Raw genomic sequence first — 20,674 nt, 5'->3', positions numbered from 1 at the left:
TCACGATTCACGATTCACGATTCACGATTCACGATTCACGATTCACGCCTCACACCTCACAATTCACCACTAACGGTTTCACATGCTCGACATCATTCACCACGGCGGGGCCACTGGGGTAACTGGCAGCTGTCACCAACTGCTACTCAATCGACACGAATCCCTACTGGTGGATTGTGGCCTCTTCCAAGGGGAAGACGCCGCGGAAGATAGCTTCGAGCAGCTGCAAATTGAATTCGATATCAGCACCGTTAAGGCGCTCATCATTACCCACGTCCATATTGACCACGTGGGCAGGCTGCCTTACTTACTGGCGGCGGGTTTCGCCGGCCCGATTATCTGCTCGATCCCTACGGCCAAGCTGTTGCCCCTGGTGATTGAAGACGCACTAAAAATCGGCTTCACCCGCAACGCCCAACTGATCGAGCGCTTTCAAACGCAGCTCGAAAAGCAAATCGTTAGCGTGCCTTACGGCAAATGGCACAGCATAGGTATGGCAAGCGAAGTAAGCGGCCACACCGGCGCTAGCGCAAGCACGACTGAAAACGCAGAGATAGGTGAAGGCACAAGCACCACACGGGTAAAACTAAAACGGGCAGGGCACATTCTAGGTTCCAGCTACGTTGAAGTGAGCTACCAGGATGCTGAGACCGATGAAAAAGAGCGCATCGTATTCTCCGGCGATTTAGGCGCCCCTTACGCACCGCTACTACCTGCGCCTAAATCCCCCTACGGCTGCGACCAACTGGTACTCGAAAGCACCTATGGCAACCGCCAACACCCAGACCGCCGCCAGCGCCGCGCCACCCTAAAAGCCGCCGTAGAGCAAGCACTTGCTAACGGTGGCACGGTGATGGTGCCTGCGTTTAGTATTGGCCGCACCCAAGAGCTGCTCTACGAGCTAGAAACTATTATTCATCAAGCGCGCTCGCCGCAATGGCAGTCACTGGAAATCATTGTCGACTCACCGCTAGCAGCACGTTTTACAAAGGTTTACCGCGAGCTAAAACCCTACTGGGATAAAGAAGCCCAAGGGCGCCTGCGCAGTGGCCGTCATCCACTCAACTTCGCCAATATCTACACCGTGGATAGCCACGCAGAGCACGAGCAAACCGTTGAATATCTGGCCAAAACAGGCCGACCGGCGCTAGTCATTGCCGCCAGCGGCATGTGTGCAGGCGGGCGAATCATGAACTACCTAAAAGCCATGCTCGGCGATGAACGCCACCAAGTGCTGTTTGTGGGCTACCAAGGCGCAGGCACCCCCGGGCGGGACATACAGCAATACGGCCCACAGGGCGGCTGGGTAAACATCGACGGCGAACGATTTGATATAAAGGCAGGCGTAACCTCCATCAGCGGCTATTCAGCCCACGCCGACCAAAAAGACCTGCTCAACTTCGTAAAACGCATGCGCCGCTGGCCCCAAACCATCCGCCTGGTACACGGCGAACAAACCGCCCGCGCAGCGCTCAAAGCTGAACTCGAAAGCCTCTATAAACGCAAAGGCAGAAGTGTAACGGTAAGGAGTTAGCTGATAGCAGTGAGGTGTTCCCCCTCACAAGCGAAGCGCTAACCCCTTACCCTTCACCAAAAAACCAATGATTGAAATCAAAAATCTCTACAAACGCTACCACAACCACCACGGCAGCGATTGGGTGCTTAAAGACATCAACCTCACGATCCCCAAAGGGGTGAGTGTCGGCTTGATTGGTGCCAACGGTGCGGGTAAATCCACGCTGCTGCGTTTAATTGCCGGTATGGATACGCCAGAACGCGGTGAAGTCATTCGCCACACCCGCGTTTCCTGGCCTGTAGGGCTATCGGGCGGTATGCAAAGCAACATGACCGGTCGCCAAAACGTCAAATTCGTAGCCCGTGTTCAGGGCAGTGGCTCAGAAGAGGTCGCGCGAATAATCAAATTTGTCGAAGACTTCGCTGAAATAGGCGAAGCCTTTGACGAACCGATCCGCACCTACTCTTCAGGCATGCGTTCGCGTATTTCGTTTGGCCTCTCTTTAGCGTTCGATTTCGACGTCTATATCTCCGATGAAGCCACCGCCGTTGGCGATAGATCTTTCAAAGCCAAAGCAAAAGAGCTATTCGAATCGAAAGTGGGCCAATCATCGCTAATCATGGTGTCTCACTCGGAAGGCATTTTGAAGGATTTATGCCAAGCCGGTGTTTACTTAAAGCACGGGACTGCGCACTGGTACGATGACGTAAACGAAGCTATCGCTGCCTACCATATTGATGTAGATGCCAAAACCGACGGCACCGCACTGCCTAGCGATGTGCCCAGTGCCAGAAAACACCTGCAAGAATGTCATCAGGTGCTTAAAGCCGCACAGGAAAACCTAGAGGATTATCGAGAGCGCCAAGCGCCACAGCAAGACATTGCCATTGCTCATCAAGAAGTTCAAAAGGCGGTAAAAGCATCGAAAATTGCGCGCGAGCACCTGGAAATGCTGGAAGAGCAGCAGCGCAAGGCAAAACGTAAATCTGCCTAGTGTTTAAAGATATCAGGCCACAGCGAAAAGCCCATTAACATCGGCTATTAAGAGAACTATGTACACCAAAACCTTTTTAATTACCGGTGGCGCAGGCTTTATCGGTTCTGCAGTAGTGCGGGAACTTATTCAAAACACTGCCCATAAGGTGGTGAACGTAGACAAACTTACCTATGCAGGCAATTTAGAATCCCTGGCAAGCGTTGAAGCCAATGAGCGCTACACCTTTGCCCAGGCCGATATTTGCGATGCACAGGCCATGCAACAACTGTTCGAGCAGCACCAGCCTGATGTGGTGATGCACTTAGCGGCGGAGAGCCACGTAGACCGCTCCATCGATGGCCCGGCAGAGTTTATTCAAACCAATGTGGTGGGCACTGCCGTACTGCTGGAAGCCGCACGCGCTTATTGGAATAGCTTGGAAAGCGAGCGTCGCAACGCTTTTCGATTCCACCATATCAGTACGGATGAGGTTTATGGTGATCTGGCTGAATGTGAGGAGTCAGGAGCGAGGAGTGAGGAGGAAAACTCACCCCTCACAAGCGCGCAGCGCGCTCACGCCTCACTGTTTACAGAAACGACACCCTACGCCCCCAGCTCGCCTTATTCAGCGAGTAAAGCCAGCTCTGATCACTTAGTGCGCGCCTGGCAGCGTACGTATGGCCTGCCCACGTTAGTCACCAACTGCTCGAACAACTACGGACCGTTCCATTTCCCGGAAAAGCTGATTCCGCTGATGATTCTCAACGCCCTAGCCGGTAAGCCACTCCCGGTTTACGGCGACGGCCAGCAGATCCGCGATTGGCTGTATGTAGAAGACCACGCCCGCGCATTGATCAAAGTCGCCACAGAAGGGCAAGTAGGCGAGACCTACAACATCGGCGGCCACAACGAGAAAGCCAATATCGAGGTTGTAGAGGCCATTTGTGAGATTTTGGATGAATTAGCGCCGAGTGAGGCGTTAGGCGTGAGGAGTGAGGGGGCAGAAGTGAGGAGTGAGGAGTTAGGAGTGAGGGAACCCTCCTCACCCCTCACAAGCCCGCAGGGCGCTCACCCCTCACAAGCGAAGCACCCTCAAGCGAAGCGCTCTCACAAAGAACTAATTACCTTCGTCACCGACCGCCCTGGCCACGACCTCCGCTACGCCATCGACGCCAGCAAAATCGAACGCGAGCTAGGCTGGGTACCAGAAGAAACCTTTGAAACCGGCCTGCGCAAAACCGTGCAGTGGTACCTCGCCAACGAAACCTGGTGGAAACGCGTCCAAGACGGCAGCTACCAAGGCCAACGTCTAGGTAGTTTGTGAGGAGTAAGCGCTTCGCTTGTTAGTGGTAAGGGGAAGAGTTGTGAGAAAGCATCAGCAACTGCGGGTATGGCAAGAAGCAATGGATCTCGTTGTCGCTATTTACTCAATGACCTCATCCTTTCCTTCAGTTGAGCGATATGGGCTAGCTAGCCAAATGCAACGTGCTGCTGTATCTGTGCCAAGCAATATAGCCGAAGGCGCGGCTCGTGGCAGTAAGCCCGACTTTTTAAGATTTTTGCATATAGCACGTGGTTCGCTCAGTGAACTTGAAACTCAATGTCAAATTGCCCAACGCTTAGGGTATATGGATGATATTTCAGCACTGGAACTAGCGATTAACTCTGTATTTTCACAGCTAGGCGGGCTGATCAAGCATTTAAAGGCTTCACTATGACATCTGAACATGCACACCTCACTCCTCACGCTTCACCCCTCACTATTTTCATCACCGGCGGCAACGGCCAAGTCGGCTTTGAACTCCAGCGTCAGTTTGCCCTGTTCGGCAATGTGTTAGCACCTACACGGCATGAACTTGATTTAACAGATGCCAATGCAGTAGACGCCTACTTGGCTGAACACCAGCCGGCGTTGATCCTCAACGCAGGCGCTTACACAGCAGTTGATAAAGCCGAAAGCGAACCAGCGCAAGCCAAACGCCTCAATGCTGAACTGCCAGCACAATTAGCCGAGTATACGGCCAAGCACAATATTCCGCTGGTGCACTACTCAACGGATTACGTCTACCCAGGGGATGGTGAAACACCTTGGCAGGAAGACAGCCCCACGGCACCGCTGAGCGTATATGGCCAAACCAAGCTGGAAGGCGACCAAGCGGTTACCCAAAGTGGTTGCCAACATCTAATTTTCCGCACCAGCTGGGTATACGCCGCCCGCGGCAATAACTTTATGAAAACCATGTTGCGTCTGGGCCGCGAGCGCGACGCACTGAGCATCGTTAACGACCAAATAGGCGCGCCCACACCCGCACGCCTAATCGCCCAAGTCACCGCGCTAGCGTTCACGCCTCACGATTCACCACTAACTCCTCACGATTCACCCCTCACACCTCACATCCCCTCAGGCATCTACCACCTGGCGCCAAGAGGGGAAACCAGCTGGCACGGTTTCGCCAGCGAGATTTTCAAGCAAGCACAGGTACTTGGCGAAGAGTTAGCGATCCAATCCGGCACCGTGAGTGGCATACCCACCGTGGAATTTCCAACTCCTGCCCAGCGCCCGCTCAACTCACGTATGCGCCTGACTAAACTTGAGGCCGCGCTTGGTGTCACATTACCGGTTTGGCAACACCAGCTAGCGCTAACGCTTACTGAATACTGTGAGGAGTGAGGGGTGAAATGTGAGGAGTAGACCTCCCACCTCACCCCTCACTCCTCACAACTACTACTTGTTTCATCACGGATGATAGACCATGACCACCTCACGCCTCACACCTAACCCTTCACAAAGAAAGGGCATTATTCTAGCCGGTGGCTCCGGCACTCGGCTGCACCCCATTACCCGCGGTGTATCCAAGCAGCTCCTGCCCATCTACGACAAGCCGATGATCTACTATCCGATCTCGGTGCTCATGCTAGCGGGCATTCGTGAAATACTGATTATTTCCACGCCAGAAGACCTCCCCCAATACCAGAACCTACTCGGTAACGGTGAAGATTTTGGTATCAGCCTGCAGTACGCTGAACAACCAAGCCCGGATGGCCTCGCCCAAGCATTTATTATCGGCGAAGAGTTTATTGGCGAAAGCCCCGTCTGCCTGGTACTAGGCGACAACATCTTCCATGGTCAGCACTTTTCAGACCAGCTAAAGCGTGCCAGTCAACAGGCTAGCGGTGCCACTGTATTTGGTTACCTGGTAAAAGACCCCGAGCGTTTTGGCGTGGTGGAGTTTAACGAAAGCGGCAACGCGATCTCCATCGAAGAAAAGCCGCAAAAACCCAAATCCGCGTATGCCGTTACCGGCCTTTACTTCTACGATAACGATGTCGTTGAAATTGCCAAAGCCGTAGAGCCTTCCGAGCGTGGCGAACTGGAAATCACCAGCGTCAATAACGCCTATTTAGAGCGCGGCGACCTGCGCGTTGAGCGCTTGGGCCGCGGCTTTGCCTGGCTAGACACCGGCACCCACGATAGCCTGCTGGAAGCCAGCCAATACGTGCAAACCATTGAGCACCGCCAAGGCCTCAAAATCGCCTGCCTGGAAGAGATCGCCTGGCAACACGGCTGGATTGATGACGACCGCCTGGCCACACTCGCCAAGCCCCTCGCCAAAACCCAGTACGGCCTATATCTCCAACGCCTTTTAAAAGTGAAGGGTAAAACGTGAGGAGGGAGGAGTCTTGCTCCTCGCTTTTAACGCCTCACACCTAACTCTTCACCTTTCACGAGCTATCTATGCACTACGAAAAACTCGCCATTCCCGATCTAGTCCTGCTTACTCCCAAAGTATTTGGCGACGAGCGAGGCTTTTTCATGGAAACCTTTCGCCAAAGCGAATTTGAAACCCACTGTGGTAACTACCAGTTCGTTCAGGACAACCACAGTAAGTCCGTTCAAGGTATTTTGCGGGGCCTGCACTACCAATATAAGCAGCCCCAGGGAAAGTTAGTGCGCGTTACCCAAGGCGAAGTATTCGACGTCGCCGTTGATATGCGCAAAAGTTCACCTACGTTCGGCCAGTGGGTAGGGGTAACTTTAAGCGAAGAGAATAAGCAGCTGCTGTGGGTGCCGCCTGGGTTTGCCCACGGCTTTTACGTGACCAGCGGAACAGCCGAGTTCCAGTACAAATGTACTGATTACTACGCGCCTGGTGACGAAGTGAGCATTCGCTGGGATGATCCTCAGCTCGCAATTGAGTGGCCCACCCACGGGGGGGAGCCACAGCTTTCAGAGAAAGATAAGCACGGAAGCAAGTTTAAAGAAGCACCTTTATTCGTATAAATATAGCCTAACGTGAACGACGGTAAAGGCATAAGACAGGTGACTCGCTGATAAACATTAACCGATCAAGGATGAATCATGTAATTACCTCAGCGCAGTAAAGAAACTAGTTAATCTATTTACCTAATATTTGAGTTCACAGTAATGAAAAATACGAAAATTGCAGTTATCGGTTTGGGTTATGTAGGTCTGCCATTAGCTATTGAGTTTGGCAAGCAATACCACACTATTGGCTTCGATATTAAGTCTCATCGTATAAAAGAGCTTAATGAAGGTGTGGATAATACGAGAGAAGTCACAACTGACGAGTTAAAGTCAGCCAGTCAGTTGTCATTCACCAATGTTGAAAACGATATACGAGAAGCGAACGTCTATATCGTAACCGTACCCACACCAATTGACAGCCACCGTCAGCCTGATCTAACGCCGCTTATAAAAGCTTCTGAGTTGCTTGGACGTGTTATTACTGAAGGCGATGTGGTTATTTACGAATCTACCGTTTACCCAGGTGCTACAGAGGAAGACTGCATACCTGTAGTAGAAAAGGTCTCTGGCTTGGTGTTCAATCAGGACTTCTATGCGGGCTATAGCCCCGAACGCATCAACCCTGGTGACAAAGAGCGCCCGGTGTCCAAAATTATGAAAGTCACTTCTGGCTCGACGCCAGAAATTGCGGAATTTGTAGACCAACTCTACAAAAGCATCATTACCGCTGGTACCTTCAAAGCCAGCAGTATCAAAGTGGCAGAAGCTTCCAAGATTATTGAAAACACTCAGCGTGATGTAAATATTGCATTGATCAATGAACTTTCAATGATTTTCAGCCACTTGGGCATCGACACCAATGATGTCATTGAAGCAGCCGCCACCAAATGGAATTTCATCAAATTACAGCCAGGTCTGGTGGGAGGGCACTGCATCGGCGTAGACCCATACTATTTGGTTCACAAATCCATGTCAGTAGGGCATATACCCGATATTATTCGTAAGGCACGTGAAATTAACGATGGCATGGCCCGTTTTGTGGCATCCAAGTTGATCAAAGCCATGATTGAAAAAGGGCAGCTTATTAAAGGCGCTAAAGTTCTAATCATGGGAATGACATTTAAAGAAAACTGCCCAGACATTCGTAATACCAAGGTGGTTGATCTTATTAGCGAACTTAAATCCTACAGTATGGATGTTGATATCTACGACCCATGGGTGGATGCGAAAGAAGCTGAACTTGAGTATGGTGTCAGTATGCTAAATAATATTAGTGAAGGTGAGTACGACGCAGTTGTTATCGCTGTGGCCCATAACGAGTTTAAAGCGATGGGTAATAGTATCTACAAGCTCGGTAAGCACGTAACTACTTACCTTGATATGAAAAATGTATTGAACGGTGAAAGTCAGAACAACGTGAGGCTTTAAAATGAAAGGGATTTCATTAAAAGATTTAAATAGAATTAAAAAATCTGATCTATTTGATTCTGAATGGTATTTAAAGACCTATCCTGATGTAAGAATGGCGGGGCTGGATCCAGCCGAGCATTTTCTTAAGTATGGTAGAGTGCTCAGACGTGATCCAAGCCCCAAGTTTTGCTCTGCTTTTCATCTTGAAACTCGCCCAGGGTGTGATCAAAAAAAAATCAACCCATTAATTCATTATTTAACAGTTAAAAGTGCAAAAACTGCCCAGTACCATTATGTGCTTTGGGCCGCTTATAACATAGCTTGCAAAGGTCAACACGATAAAGCTGTAAACTTGGCTAGAGAGAACCTTCCTAAAGAGCTTAGGCATACTCTTAATATATTGCTAGCTAATAAAGCACTGCGCGAAGGAAATAAAGAACAATGGTTGGAATATCTAAATTCTTATTTAAGGGAGTTTGATATTGAGCCAATTAAAATAGAAGGCGATGGGCATATTATAAGCCAGTTTTCAACAAGTACTTTGAGAAAAGTTTCTAGTGACAAAAAGATTAGTGTTCTTATGCCTGCTTGGAACGCTGAGGAAACAATTGAGTATTCGGTAAGGTCAATACTAAATCAAACATGGATAAATATTGAGCTCTTAATAGTTGATGATGCTAGTCAAGATAATACATGGGAAGTGCTTAAAAGAATTGCTAAAACGGACTCTAGAGTAAAAATATTTAAAAATAAATTAAATGTTGGGCCTTATGTTTCAAAGAATAAAGCTCTTAAAGAAGCAACGGGTTACTATGTAACAGGGCATGATGCTGATGATTGGGCTCATCCTCAAAGATTTGAAAAGCATATGCGATTGATTGATGAGAATGACCAAGAAATATTGGCAAGTTTAACCTATATGGTACGAGTACAGCCGGATGGTTTTTTTGGACATATAGGTAAAGTAACAGGTTTTTCATTTGATGGTGTTGCAAGAAAAGCATCTATATCTTGCATGTTTGATAGAAAAGTACTTCAAAATACTTTAGGTTATTGGGATTCAGTCCGTTTTGGTGCTGATAGTGAGATGATAGCTAGAGCTAAAAAAACATTAGGAGGAGCATTTGCAGAGTTTGAACAGATTGGCATGATTTGTTTAGATTTAGAAACTAGCCTGACAAACCATTCACAGCATGGAGTTGATAAAGTGAAAGGGGTCTCTCCTATAAGAAAGAAATATAGAGATAGTTGGATGAAATGGCATGAAGAAAATTTAACAAAAGGTAGTGCTTTTTTAGATTTTCCATTAAAGGAAAGAAGGTATTCTGCTGATAGAGAAATGCAGGTTACCTATCTTGAATCATTAAAAGTTTAAGTTGGGGTGCAAAGATGAGTTCTTGGAGGTTAGAAGGTTGCAGGTTGCTGTTTAAGCATCTAGATGAAGAGTTTTTTTGGGATATGCCCGACGGGTTCTCTATACCTAGTGACCCTGTTTTATCATTAGCAGAGTTTGTGCTATTGCGCCCTTTTGGTTTGGAAGTAGATGTGCTAAAGAAGGATGCTGACAATGGTTACAAAACAGCATTAGCTTTCTCAGGTGGAGTTGATTCAGCAGCAGCATATAAACTGTTAGATAACCCTTTGCCTATTTACACTCAAGTAGCAAATCCAAGCAAACTTCATAAACAAGAAAATGCTTTACTTGCGTTAGATGAAGTAGATGGAGTATCTGTACTTACCAACCAGGACCAACTACCTCTCTTGTACGGTAAAAATCGTGGATTTTATGGTGTTGCTGGTTGGACTGTGCCCTCATTATTATTATCTGAATATTATAATTTAAATACTTTTGCAGATGGCAATATTTTAGAGTTTGTATACTTAAGGTCTAAATTTGGTCATGGTACAAAATATGTGGAACCAAATTATAGCGAAATTATAAATGCATTCAATAAGCTTAATTATCATTACTGTCTGCCATGTGCTGGTTTAACGGAAGTTGCTACTACTAAAATTGCTCAAGACTTTAAATATGCAATGGGGTGCATGAGAGGAACTGATGGTAAACCTTGTTTAAACTGTATGAAATGCTACAGAAAAATGGCTATTCAAGGGAACTGTATTAAAAGCAACCCTGAGGTAGAAAAAGTTTTAGAGAAAGAATGGATACCTGTTTTAGCAAGTCTGCTATGGGCACGTGACGAAAAAGGGTTAAGGCATCCTATTTTAAATAGCATTGAAAAAAATTATAGTTGGGTCGAAAAGTGGTTCCCTGATTCAATGGAATTTATTCCACTACATTTACAGAGTATGTTTGAACAAAAACTAGCCGCTTATAATATTGGTCATCTAAGCGACAAAAGTCTTATTTATAATTGGAGTTCTTATGTCTCAAATTAGTGTTAATGGTAATTTGGTTACTCTTGTTTGGGATGAAGAGGTTGAGAGTTTTTTTCAAAAAAATAATTTTTTCCTAGGATACCCTTGGCAGATAAAAGGTATTATAAAACATGGGGCCATCGTGAACTTTCCAGTCAATTTAAAGATTGAATCATTTGGCTGTATGGCACAAGGAAAATTCTACAGTGCAGGAGCCTTTTCATATTGCAGAAGTAAACTAATAACACAAGATTTCTCGGTGGGCCGATATTGTAGTATCGCGCCTGGCGTAGAGCTATCTGATCAAGATCACCCTCTCGATAGAGTTTCTACACATAGTTTTACTTTTAAGCCACATGCAAAAAAACTAGCTAAAGATAATGGGAAAGAAGTCGATATTCATAGATTTAATACGTTAAAAAAAGCTCCAGATATTGGTAATGATGTTTGGATTGGTAAAGATGCACTAATAAAACGAGGTGTTAAAATAGGCGATGGTGCAGTAATTGCCCAGCGCTCAATCGTCACTAAGTCTGTGCCAGACTATGCTATTGTTGCTGGTTCACCTGCGCGTATAGTTAAATATCGATTTAATGATGATGTTATAAATAAGCTTAAAGAAATCAGGTGGTGGGATTATTCTTTTTTTGATTTTTCGGATATTAATGTCACCGATGTTGAAAGGTTTTTAGAACTGTTTTCTAAAAGGCTTAGTGTAAGTGATGTTTCTCCTTTGCCTGGTAAAGTCAGTTTGTTGCAAGTTCTTTCTGAAAATTTTAATGTAATGGTTATGCAATGAGTCAAATGCATGAGGTTCGCTCTTTAGAAAGATGGAAAGATTATAAGAATGTAGTTCTTGATTATGACGATTTTCTAGAGCTAAGCTCTTTAGAAGGAGAAAAGCTTTATAGTTTAAATGTTAAAAATAAATTTTTAGATTTGTTAGTGAGAATTAAAAAAGGTGCACCAATTGTAATTCTTTTCCACGGGGCAGTGCCTAGACCTGAAGGTTTTAAAGCTCCAGTGTTTAGTGGGCTAAATATTGTCGATGATTCTTTTTCTCGTATATTGATTAGTGACCCATGCTTGTTAGAATCAGATGAGCTCACACTTGGTTGGTTTTGTGGCACAAAAGATATTCCGTTACAGAAGCTACTGCCAGCTGTTTTAAAGAAAATATTTGATATTTCAAATCCTTCAAAAATTATATTTGCAGGTGGTTCGGGCGGCGGTTTTGCGAGTTTATTTTATTCCTCTTTTTTTAAAAATTCCTATGTTATAGCTTCGAATCCACAAATCGATATCACTAATTATTATAGCAATCATGTGAAAAGGTATGCTCATCACTCTTGGCGAAGTGATATTAAAGATTTAAATGAATATATAACCAAAGATGTTAGTGATCTTTATGCTCAGCATAGTAATACTGTTCTTTACATACAGAATGAGAGTGATTCATTTCATATTGAGAATCATTGTAAGCCTTTCCTTGAAAAGATAGCTGGTAATAAAGGTTTTGAAAAAAAAGAGCGTTTAATCAATTGTTATTTTTATTATAAAATTGCATATTGGGGCGACGGTCATGTAGGGCCTCCTCCTATTTACTGGAAGAGTTTGATAAAATACTTAGCACTTTATGATGGAGAAAGTGATCAGGTTTTTAAGTCACAGAAATTTTATGACTTATTGTCTGAGGCTGAGGCGGCACACATTGATGCACTGGAAGAACGTGCTCATGAAAATTATAGTAAAGGTGAGCTTGAAAAAGCATTATTACTTTTGAAACGGTATTTTAAAACAGTGGATATACCATCTGTTAGAATGTGTATTCTTTCCCTCAATTTATCTTATAAATTAAGGGATGAGTTGTTGCTTGATTATTACTTTGAGTGCTCAAAGAAATATTATCCTAATGGCTGGGCTTTGGGTTATTGTTACTCTTTAAATATGAAGAGACTTGGCAATTTTTCGAAAGCTATTGAGGCGTTAGAGAATATAAATATTGTTTTCAAAGAAAAGGTTCCTCAGCCTGTTATCGATATGCTTAAGAAATTAAAAGGATGATTGTGAAGAAAGACCTGTTGTAATTAGGCATGTCGAGCACTTTGGGTAGTGCTTGTTATTTCTTTGCCAAGATTATAAATTTTATGAGTTTTGTATGATCCATGCCATATTTTTCTAGATAGTGATGGATTGTTGATAAAAAAATTATTAAAAATTTTCAGTTTTAGATAAAAATGATGAACATATAAAACTTTTAATAAGGGAATTTTATGGATGATGAAAGAATAATAAATGAAATTAAGTTGCTTGGGCAACGGTTAGCGAAAAGTAATGCTGCGCTAGGTAATGAAATCTACAGTCAGATAGAGAGTTTACTATGGCTCCAAAAGAGATTGAAGATTTCAGGTGAATTACCACCTTTGCGTGGATGGCCTACTTCGCCGGATTTTCTGTTAAGATTGCACTCTTGGGTAAGTAAATATAAACCATTAACTATTGTGGAAACAGGAAGTGGAGCATCCACTATTGTCATAGCTGATGCTCTTCGTCAGAATGGGATTGGTAAGCTTTATAGCTTTGAACATATTCAAAAATATGCTGATCAAACACAAGTGATGTTGGAGGACGAATTTTTAACACCTTGGGTTGAGTTGTTAGTGGGCAAATTAGAGCCATGGAAAGGGAAGCATTTAAATCCAGATGATGCAGATAAACCTTCAAGCTGGTACCCTTTAAATCTCTCCGGGATAGAAAATGTTGATTTACTTGTAGTTGATGGCCCACCCAAATCAACTTGCCAATATGCACGTTACCCTGCTTTGCCTGCATTATTTGACCGCCTCAGCCCTAAAGCACAAGTATGGATGGATGATGCTATTAGGCAAGAAGAAAAAGATATTTGTAAGCATTGGGCAAACGAATATGGATTTGATTTTGAATACTTCGCTTTAGAGAAAGGTCTTGGTGTTTTAACTCGTAGTTAAATTGTATGTTCTTTGTTAATCTTCTTTTAAAGACTGGCTGGTAGTTTCTTTAAGTTAAAAAGGATAATTTTTAAAGCGAGGCTAATTACTTTGAAAGATGAGGTATAGGCTTTTTTATTTTTAGCTCATATGAGAAGCTCTTGTCATCTTTTTTATACATGGTTCTGTTATTTTAGTTCTTTAGATATTGATTGAGCTTACCTTTGTGTCTAAGAATAAACCATATTAGAGTCAACTTCTAACCAAGGAATGCTCATGAGAAATATTTTTGTTTTATGCACTGGACGTTGTGGCTCAGTTTCGCTGGCTCGTGCTTTGAATCATGCGGAAAACTACACTTGTGGTCATGAGACAAGAGCTCATTTTGTGGGTCAGAAACGTTTTGATTATCCTGCTAATCACATCGAAGTAGATAATCGTTTATCGTGGCATTTAGGTCGATTAGATCAAGCTTTTGGCCAAGAAGCGTTCTATGTTCATTTGAAGCGTGATGTCAATGAAACGGCAGAGTCGTTTGCAAAACGTTTTGATAAGGGGATTATGGCGGCATATCATTCCGCGATTCTGATGCAGGGTAGGAAAAAAAATCCTGATCTAATACCTTTAGATTTCTGTTTGGATTATTGTAATACAGTAAACGATAATATTAGGCTTTTTTTACATGATAAGCCTTGTCAACTTACTGTTCATATGGAGAATATGAATAGTCAACTTCCCGAATTATGGCATGCCATTGAAGCTGAGGGTGATGTAGGGATGGCTTTAAGGGAGTTCGATAATAAACATAATGCGTCAAACTCGTGATGGTCTAATACTCATAGGTATTAATCTCTTGATTTACTCGTGGTTGTTAAAATATTGCTATTGCGTTAGGTGTTTAATCTCGTAAGTAGGTGCTCTTAGCTACATTTACTTGCTAATTTTCTTTTATATAAATTCAGTACTCACCACACACAGGAATATTTATGTGCGGAATTGTTGGCGCGGTTGGCGCAAAGGATAGCACCGCCTTTCTTTTGGAAGGCTTATCTACATTGGAGTATCGCGGTTACGATTCGGCGGGTTTGGCCCTGCTATCGGGTGAGCAGTGCAGTGATTTGCAGCGTGCCCGCTCTAAAGGGCGTGTGGCTGAATTAGCCGCCCTAGTAAAGGAAAAGGCGCTCAGCGGTAATGTGGGTATTGCCCACACCCGTTGGGCTACCCACGGTGTACCGGCAGAGCGTAATGCCCACCCGCATATCTCCGGCGGGTTGGCGGTGGTGCACAACGGCATTATCGAAAACTACGAAGCGTTGCGCATTCAGCTGCAGGGCTTGGGGTACAAATTCACCTCGGATACTGACACCGAAACCATCGCCCATCTGATTCAGGCCTGCTTTAAAGGCCAAATTGGTGAGCCAGCGGAAAACCTCTTCTCTGCCGTGCAGTGCGCCGTTGAACATCTGAAAGGTGCCTTTGCCCTGGCAGTGATTAGTGAAGAAGAGCCGGACTGCTTAGTGGTTGCCCGTGAAGGTTCGCCGCTAATGCTGGGCGTTGCAGATGATGGCCATTACGCTGCATCTGATGCTTCTGCGCTGCTCTCTGTTACCAAGCGCATGATGTATTTGGAAAACGGCGATGTGGCTCGGTTAAGCCGCGAAGCGGTGGTTGTCGTTGATGGTATCGGTCAGCCGGTTGAGCGTAAGGTCATTACCTCAAGCCTGAGCGCTAATGCGGTAGAGCTGGGCGAGTTCAGCCATTACATGCAGAAGGAAATCTTCGAGCAGCCCCAGGCGCTTAGCAATACGCTGGAAATGATTAGCGGGGCAGGGCAGCTACAGCCGGGCATCTTCGGTGCGGAAGCCGCTGATATTTTCGACCAGGTAGAAGCCGTGCTGATCCTGGCCTGCGGTACTTCCAGCTATGCGGGGATGACCGCCAAGTACTGGATTGAGCAAGTGGCAGGCATTCCTTGCAACGTCGAAATTGCCAGCGAGTACCGTTACCGCCAAAGCGTCGCTAATCCTAAACAGCTAGTGGTGGTTATCTCACAGTCTGGAGAAACGGCGGATACGCTGGCGGCGCTTCACCACGCTAAATCACTAGGTCATGCCCATACCTTGGCGATCTGCAACGTACCGGAATCCGCCATTGTGCGTGAAACAGCGCTGCGATTTATTACCCGCGCCGGGCCGGAAATTGGTGTGGCTTCTACCAAGGCATTCACTACCCAGCTAAGTGCGCTATTCCTGCTTGCGTTGCTGCTGGCCAAAGCCAACCAGCGGTTAAATGAAGCAGATGAAAAAGCTTACCTGGATGAGTTACGCCACCTCCCCATTGCGGTAGATAAAGTGCTGTCACTGGAACCGAGCATTGAAACGTGGTCAAAGCAGTTTGCCGACAAGCAGCACGCACTGTTTCTGGGCCGTGGTCGCCACTACCCCATTGCATTGGAAGGTGCGCTTAAGCTTAAAGAGATCTCCTATATCCATGCCGAAGCTTACCCGGCGGGTGAGCTGAAGCATGGCCCCTTGGCGTTGGTCGATGCAGAAATGCCCGTTGTTGTGGTGGCCCCCAACGACGAGATGTTGGAGAAGTTAAAAGCCAACATGCAGGAAGTCAGCGCCCGTGGCGGCCAGCTGTATGTGTTTGCCGATGGCGACAGTGCCGTGAAGTCGTCTGAAGGCGTCAATGTGCTGATGATGCCAGAGCATTACGGTTTGCTTTCGCCGGTGTTGCACGTGGTAGCGCTTCAGCTGCTTTCCTACCACGTAGCGCTGGTGAAAGGCACGGATGTGGATAAGCCGCGTAATCTGGCTAAGAGCGTGACGGTAGAGTAGTGCCAATAGGCGTCGTTCCGACGCCTCCCGCGGGTGCCTCGAAACGCTCGCGGAGCTCGCTTTCTCGTTACCACGCGCTAAGGGTTTGTGACACCACTAGCCTTTGTTTGAGCATCAAGCGTGGGCGCCCGCGGCGGCGGCCCAGCGCGGATCGAACACGGAGTGGTGCCGGGGTTACTGGTTGCGACAGAGGGCGTTGTATAAAGGAGATAGAGTAAATGTCACTTTTTTTTGTGCATATACCTAAAACTGCCGGGACAAGCTTTCGCAAGGGTGCTGAAAGGTATTTTTCACCAGAGCGAATTGTTTATGATTATGGCGCGAACTCCGATGCGACGTCGCCGCTTGTCAAAAAGTTTTTGTATGACGATCAACCTGATTTCTGGCAGTTTAAGCAGTCGCTTAATAATCCTGCCATGATCGCGGGGCACGTGCTTATCGCGCGCTTTGTTTCCCTGTGGGGTGCGGGAAACACCATCTCTTTCCTTCGTGATCCGTTGCAGCGTATTGCATCTGAATATGAGCATTTTGTCAGGAATATGGATTACAAAGGAAGTTTTAAGGAGTTCTATTTAGACCGAGGAATGCGTAACCGTCAACGCAGGGCGCTTTACGGGGTGAATCTAGAGGCTATCGGGTTTATCGGCTTAACAGAACGTTATTCTGAAAGTCTGGAAATGTTGAATGACCGCTTTGCAACGCGCATTCCCGAGCGCGAAGACAATCAGGGTAAACCTCGTCTGGAGGATGAGTATGAGTTTGATGAAGAGGATCTCGTTGAACTCAGGAAATTGAATAGACGAGACATTGAGCTTTACCAGTATGCCTCCGCATTGTTTGATTCACGTTATGAGATGTTCAAGTCGAACCAGCCCTGGGCGCATGCTTGCCTTGTGGAGGCCACCATGGAGGGTGTCAGCGGTTGGGCCTGGTGGGCGGATGAGCGCGATGCGCCGTTGGAGGTCGAACTGTGGGTCAATGGTGAGCTTACCAAGACCGTGCGTGCGGTGGAGTTTCGCCAGGAGTTGTGTCGTTTGCTGCCGCCGCGTGGCGGATATGTGGGCTTCAACCTGCCAGTGAAGCTTTCCCCACTAGATACGGTGCAATGCCGTGTTGCCGCAACGGGGCAGAGGTTTCCGCCAAGCCCGCGTCGCATTGAGGAAAAGGTTAAGTAATATTATTCGGGTTAAATGTCAGAAAGCCAGCGCCGAGTAATTGGTAACGATAGCTCGGCATTCATGGAGAAGAAGCAATAGGGTACTTTTAATGTCTCACTCATATGACCTGATTGCTGAAGATGTCGAAGCCTATCTGAACGCCCATGAGCATAGAGGGGCTAAGCATTTTGTTATTTGTGGAAGCGAGGGAGACGGTAAAAGTACCCTGATTAGCCGTTTGCTGTTTGAGTCTAAGTTGTTGTTTGAAGATCAGCTAGCGGCTATTGATGCAGTGTATCGTTTCTTTTCAACCGATAAGCGTAAGTTCATCGTGGTAGATACCCCAGGGCACGAGCAGTATACCCACAACATGATTACGGGGGCTTCCATTGCCGATGCGGCTATATTGATGGTCGATGCGCGCCATGGCATTTTGACCCAAACCCGTCGTCATAGCTTTTTGATATCGTTAATGGGCATGCGCCATTTGGTGGTAGCGATCAACAAGATGGATTTGGTCGACTACTCCAAAGCGCGTTTCGATCAGATCGTTGAAGAGTACCGCGTCTTTGCTAAAAAGCTGGGTTTAGAAAACATTACCTTCATTCCCATGTCGGCGCTGAAAGGCGACAACGTCATTGAGCACAGCGCCAAAATGCCCTGGTACCACGGCACAACGCTGGGCTACCTGGAAACCGTCGAGCTGGATGCAGAACACCTTCAGCGCTCTCCCTTCCGCATGTCGGTGCAGGGGGGCAATTGCCCCAACCTGGATTTCCGCGGTTTTACCGGCATGGTGGCCAGCGGTGTGGTGCGCCCCGGTGACAAGATCCGCGTTCAGCCTACCGGCAACACCAGCGTTGTCTCACGGATTTATACGCTGGATGGCGACCTAGAAGAGGCCGTTGCCGGGCAGTCGATTACACTGGTGCTGGAAGATGAAATCGACATCTCCCGCGGTGGTGTGATTTCCGGCGTTGATCAGCCAGCCCATACTGCCGACCAGTTTGAAACCACTCTGGTGTGGATGCACGAAGCGCCGCTGTTGCCGGGCCGCCCTTACTTGATGAAGCTGGGCACCCAAACGGTTTCCGCGACCGTGACGGATATCAAGTATCAGGTCAACGTGAATAGCTTGGAGCACTTGGCGGCTAAAAAGCTACCGCTTAACGGCATTGGTGTATGTAACCTGAGCCTTAACCGTGCCGTTGCCTTCGATGCTTACAAGGACAACCGCGATACCGGCGGTTTTATCCTCATTGACCGTATGACCAATAATACGGTTGGCGCAGGTATGCTGCACTTCGCCTTACGGCGTAGCCAGAATATCCATATGCAGCATGTGGATATCGATAAGCAGGCACGTGCGTTGGCAAAAGCCCAGAAGCCTGCCGTGTTGTGGTTCACCGGGCTTTCCGGGGCGGGTAAATCGACCATTGCTAACCTAGTCGAGAAAAAACTCTTCACCCACGGCCAGCATACCTATCTGCTGGATGGCGATAACGTGCGCCACGGCTTGAATCGTGATTTAGGCTTTACCGATGCCGACCGCGTTGAAAATGTTCGCCGGGTAGCGGAAACCGCCAAGCTGATGGTGGATGCCGGGCTAATTGTGATGTCGGCATTTATCTCGCCATTCCGCAGCGAGCGCCAACTGGCGCGGGAACTGCTGGAAGAAGGCGAGTTCATTGAGATTTTTGTCGATGCACCGCTGGATGTCGTTGAGGCGCGCGACCCGAAAGGCCTGTATAAAAAAGCCCGTCGTGGAGAGCTGAAAAACTTCACAGGCATTGATTCCGCTTATGAAGCGCCTGAGGCGCCGGATGTTCATCTGAAAACATCCGAAATGGACGCGGAAGCAGCAGCGGACGCCGTGATCATAGCTCTGCGTGAACGTGGAATGATTAGCTGATTTGAATGCGCTAGCTGTCAGGTGGTGGCGAGGTTGGCTGCTACTTGGCAGCTTTTTTTTATGCAAGGGCTGGGTCTTAAAGACTAAATCTTAAAGGGCTAGGTTTTTAAGGACTAGGTTTTAAGGACTAAGTCTTATAGAGGGATTAGATTATGGCGCTTATTGATCAAGCACTGCTGGATGCCGTTGAACGCATTGCCCGCGAAGCTGATGTCGCCATCATGAGTGTTTACGCCCGCGAGTTCAGCGTAGAGGAGAAGGAAGATAAAAGCCCGTTGACCGAGGCTGATATGGCGGCGCACAACGTTATTGTGCGCGGTTTACAGGCGCTGCCGATGCAGATCCCGATCCTTTCAGAAGAGGACATTGAGGGTTTTGCAGGTGCTGATGCTGAAGGCTGCTACTGGCTAGTCGACCCGCTGGATGGCACCAAAGAGTTCATCAAGCGTAACGGCGAGTTTACTGTCAATATTGCCCTGATTGAAAACGGTAAGCCGGTGCTCGGTGTGGTGACTGCGCCAGCGCTGGAGGTGGGCTATGTGGCCGCGCGGGGGCTGGGCGCGTTTAAGGTTGAAGCCGATGGTAGTCGTAAGGCCATTTCCGTGGCAGGCAAGCCTAAAGAGGGCGTAACGTGGCGCGTGGTGGGTAGTCGTTCGCACCCCAGCCCTGATTTGGCCGCTTGGTTGGAACGGTTGGGTGAGCACACCATGCTGCCCATGGGTAGTTCGTTAAAGTTGTGCATCATTGCCGAAGGTTTCGCCGATGCCTACCCACGCTTGGGCCCCACCTGTTTGTGGGATACCGGCGCCGCTCATGCGGTAGTGCTCGAAGCCGGCGGCCGGGTAGAAACCTTGGAAGGCACTGCACTTAGCTACGCCAACCCCAGCGAAAAGCTCAATCCCTATTTTGTGGTGTGGGGGCATTAAGCCAAGGCGCCACCGATCTTTGTTTTGCCAGCCTTCTATATGCATAACGTGCACATGGCCATGGAATCCCCATCTTCATGTGCACGCGAGATTTAGTAGCGCGTGGTAAGCGAAGCGCACCCGCGGAAGCAGCGCGGAGCGGTGCCGGGGTTGGCCCGTGTAGACGATGATGGTTCGGTGCCACGGGGCGCCGTCCCGACGCCATTCGCGGGTGCAATTAATCGATTCCGGTGGTGTGATGACGCACCACGGCCATATGCATAATGTGCACACATCCTTGGAATCCCCACCTCCGTGTGCACGCGAGATTTAGTAGCGCGTGGTA

18 protein-coding genes are annotated in these 20,674 nt (G+C 47.3%); all 18 read left to right on the top strand.

The annotated features are described in order from the left end of the window. The first annotated feature begins 82 nt into the window (after positions 1-82). The 18 genes from HALA3H3_RS24265 (at position 83) to cysQ (ending at position 20,349) form a co-directional block, all read left to right on the top strand. Positions 83-1,534, top strand: a complete 1,452-nt coding sequence (locus HALA3H3_RS24265; protein WP_022524129.1) for an MBL fold metallo-hydrolase RNA specificity domain-containing protein — start codon at positions 83-85, stop codon at positions 1,532-1,534. Positions 1,535-1,601: 67 nt separating this feature from the next. Continuing rightward, positions 1,602-2,510 (top strand): ABC transporter ATP-binding protein, encoded by a 909-nt coding sequence (locus tag HALA3H3_RS24260; protein WP_022524128.1) that lies wholly within the window; start codon positions 1,602-1,604, stop codon positions 2,508-2,510. A 58-nt stretch (positions 2,511-2,568) separates the two neighbouring features. Beyond that, positions 2,569-3,816, top strand: a complete 1,248-nt coding sequence (locus HALA3H3_RS24255; protein ID WP_022524127.1) for a dTDP-glucose 4,6-dehydratase — start codon at positions 2,569-2,571, stop codon at positions 3,814-3,816. Positions 3,817-3,856: 40 nt separating this feature from the next. Then, on the top strand, positions 3,857-4,210 hold the full coding sequence (locus tag HALA3H3_RS24250; protein ID WP_022524126.1) for a four helix bundle protein: 354 nt from the start codon (positions 3,857-3,859) through the stop codon (positions 4,208-4,210). Further along, a complete protein-coding gene (gene rfbD, locus HALA3H3_RS24245) occupies positions 4,207-5,163 on the top strand; it encodes a dTDP-4-dehydrorhamnose reductase (protein WP_022524125.1) in 957 nt (318 codons plus the stop codon). Before HALA3H3_RS24250 ends, rfbD begins: the two co-directional genes overlap by 4 nt. Positions 5,164-5,245: 82 nt before the next feature. Next, positions 5,246-6,160: a glucose-1-phosphate thymidylyltransferase RfbA gene (rfbA, locus tag HALA3H3_RS24240; RefSeq protein ID WP_022524124.1), complete on the top strand. Its 915-nt coding sequence runs from the start codon at positions 5,246-5,248 to the stop codon at positions 6,158-6,160. A gap of 68 nt (positions 6,161-6,228) precedes the next feature. Next, positions 6,229-6,774 carry a dTDP-4-dehydrorhamnose 3,5-epimerase gene (rfbC, locus tag HALA3H3_RS24235; protein WP_022524123.1) on the top strand — a complete coding sequence of 182 codons (546 nt, stop codon included), beginning with the start codon at positions 6,229-6,231 and terminating at the stop codon, positions 6,772-6,774. 144 nt (positions 6,775-6,918) lie between these two features. Beyond that, entirely contained in the window at positions 6,919-8,187 is a 1,269-nt protein-coding gene (locus tag HALA3H3_RS24230) for a nucleotide sugar dehydrogenase (protein WP_022524122.1), read from the top strand. Position 8,188: 1 nt separating this feature from the next. Then, positions 8,189-9,544: a glycosyltransferase family 2 protein gene (locus HALA3H3_RS24225; RefSeq protein WP_022524121.1), complete on the top strand. Its 1,356-nt coding sequence runs from the start codon at positions 8,189-8,191 to the stop codon at positions 9,542-9,544. A 14-nt stretch (positions 9,545-9,558) separates the two neighbouring features. Next, the gene (locus tag HALA3H3_RS24220) at positions 9,559-10,569 is read left to right on the top strand and encodes a DUF6395 domain-containing protein (protein ID WP_022524120.1); all 1,011 of its coding nucleotides are present in this window, start codon (positions 9,559-9,561) and stop codon (positions 10,567-10,569) included. Further along, entirely contained in the window at positions 10,556-11,347 is a 792-nt protein-coding gene (locus tag HALA3H3_RS24215) for a CatB-related O-acetyltransferase (protein WP_022524119.1), read from the top strand. Before HALA3H3_RS24220 ends, HALA3H3_RS24215 begins: the two co-directional genes overlap by 14 nt. Then, positions 11,344-12,612: a hypothetical protein gene (locus tag HALA3H3_RS24210; RefSeq protein ID WP_022524118.1), complete on the top strand. Its 1,269-nt coding sequence runs from the start codon at positions 11,344-11,346 to the stop codon at positions 12,610-12,612. Before HALA3H3_RS24215 ends, HALA3H3_RS24210 begins: the two co-directional genes overlap by 4 nt. Before the next feature lie 209 nt (positions 12,613-12,821). Then, positions 12,822-13,535, top strand: coding sequence for a class I SAM-dependent methyltransferase (locus HALA3H3_RS24205; RefSeq protein WP_022524117.1), 714 nt, complete (start codon positions 12,822-12,824; stop codon positions 13,533-13,535). Between the two features lie 255 nt (positions 13,536-13,790). Further along, entirely contained in the window at positions 13,791-14,339 is a 549-nt protein-coding gene (locus HALA3H3_RS24200; RefSeq protein WP_022524116.1) for a hypothetical protein, read from the top strand. Positions 14,340-14,500: 161 nt separating this feature from the next. Continuing rightward, positions 14,501-16,354, top strand: a complete 1,854-nt coding sequence (gene glmS, locus HALA3H3_RS24195) for a glutamine--fructose-6-phosphate transaminase (isomerizing) (RefSeq protein ID WP_022524115.1) — start codon at positions 14,501-14,503, stop codon at positions 16,352-16,354. A gap of 218 nt (positions 16,355-16,572) precedes the next feature. Continuing rightward, entirely contained in the window at positions 16,573-17,529 is a 957-nt protein-coding gene (locus HALA3H3_RS24190; protein WP_022524114.1) for a sulfotransferase family 2 domain-containing protein, read from the top strand. 91 nt (positions 17,530-17,620) lie between these two features. Beyond that, on the top strand, positions 17,621-19,423 hold the full coding sequence (gene cysC / locus HALA3H3_RS24185; protein WP_022524113.1) for an adenylyl-sulfate kinase: 1,803 nt from the start codon (positions 17,621-17,623) through the stop codon (positions 19,421-19,423). A 152-nt stretch (positions 19,424-19,575) separates the two neighbouring features. Beyond that, a complete protein-coding gene (gene cysQ, locus HALA3H3_RS24180) occupies positions 19,576-20,349 on the top strand; it encodes a 3'(2'),5'-bisphosphate nucleotidase CysQ (RefSeq protein ID WP_022524112.1) in 774 nt (257 codons plus the stop codon). Positions 20,350-20,674: the final 325 nt, after the last annotated feature.

Source organism: Halomonas sp. A3H3 (assembly GCF_000982975.1).
Classification (GTDB): Bacteria; Pseudomonadota; Gammaproteobacteria; order Pseudomonadales; family Halomonadaceae; genus Vreelandella; species Vreelandella titanicae.
The sequence above is the reverse complement of the archived record's forward strand: the minus strand, read 5'-3'. Positions and strand labels throughout refer to the sequence as shown.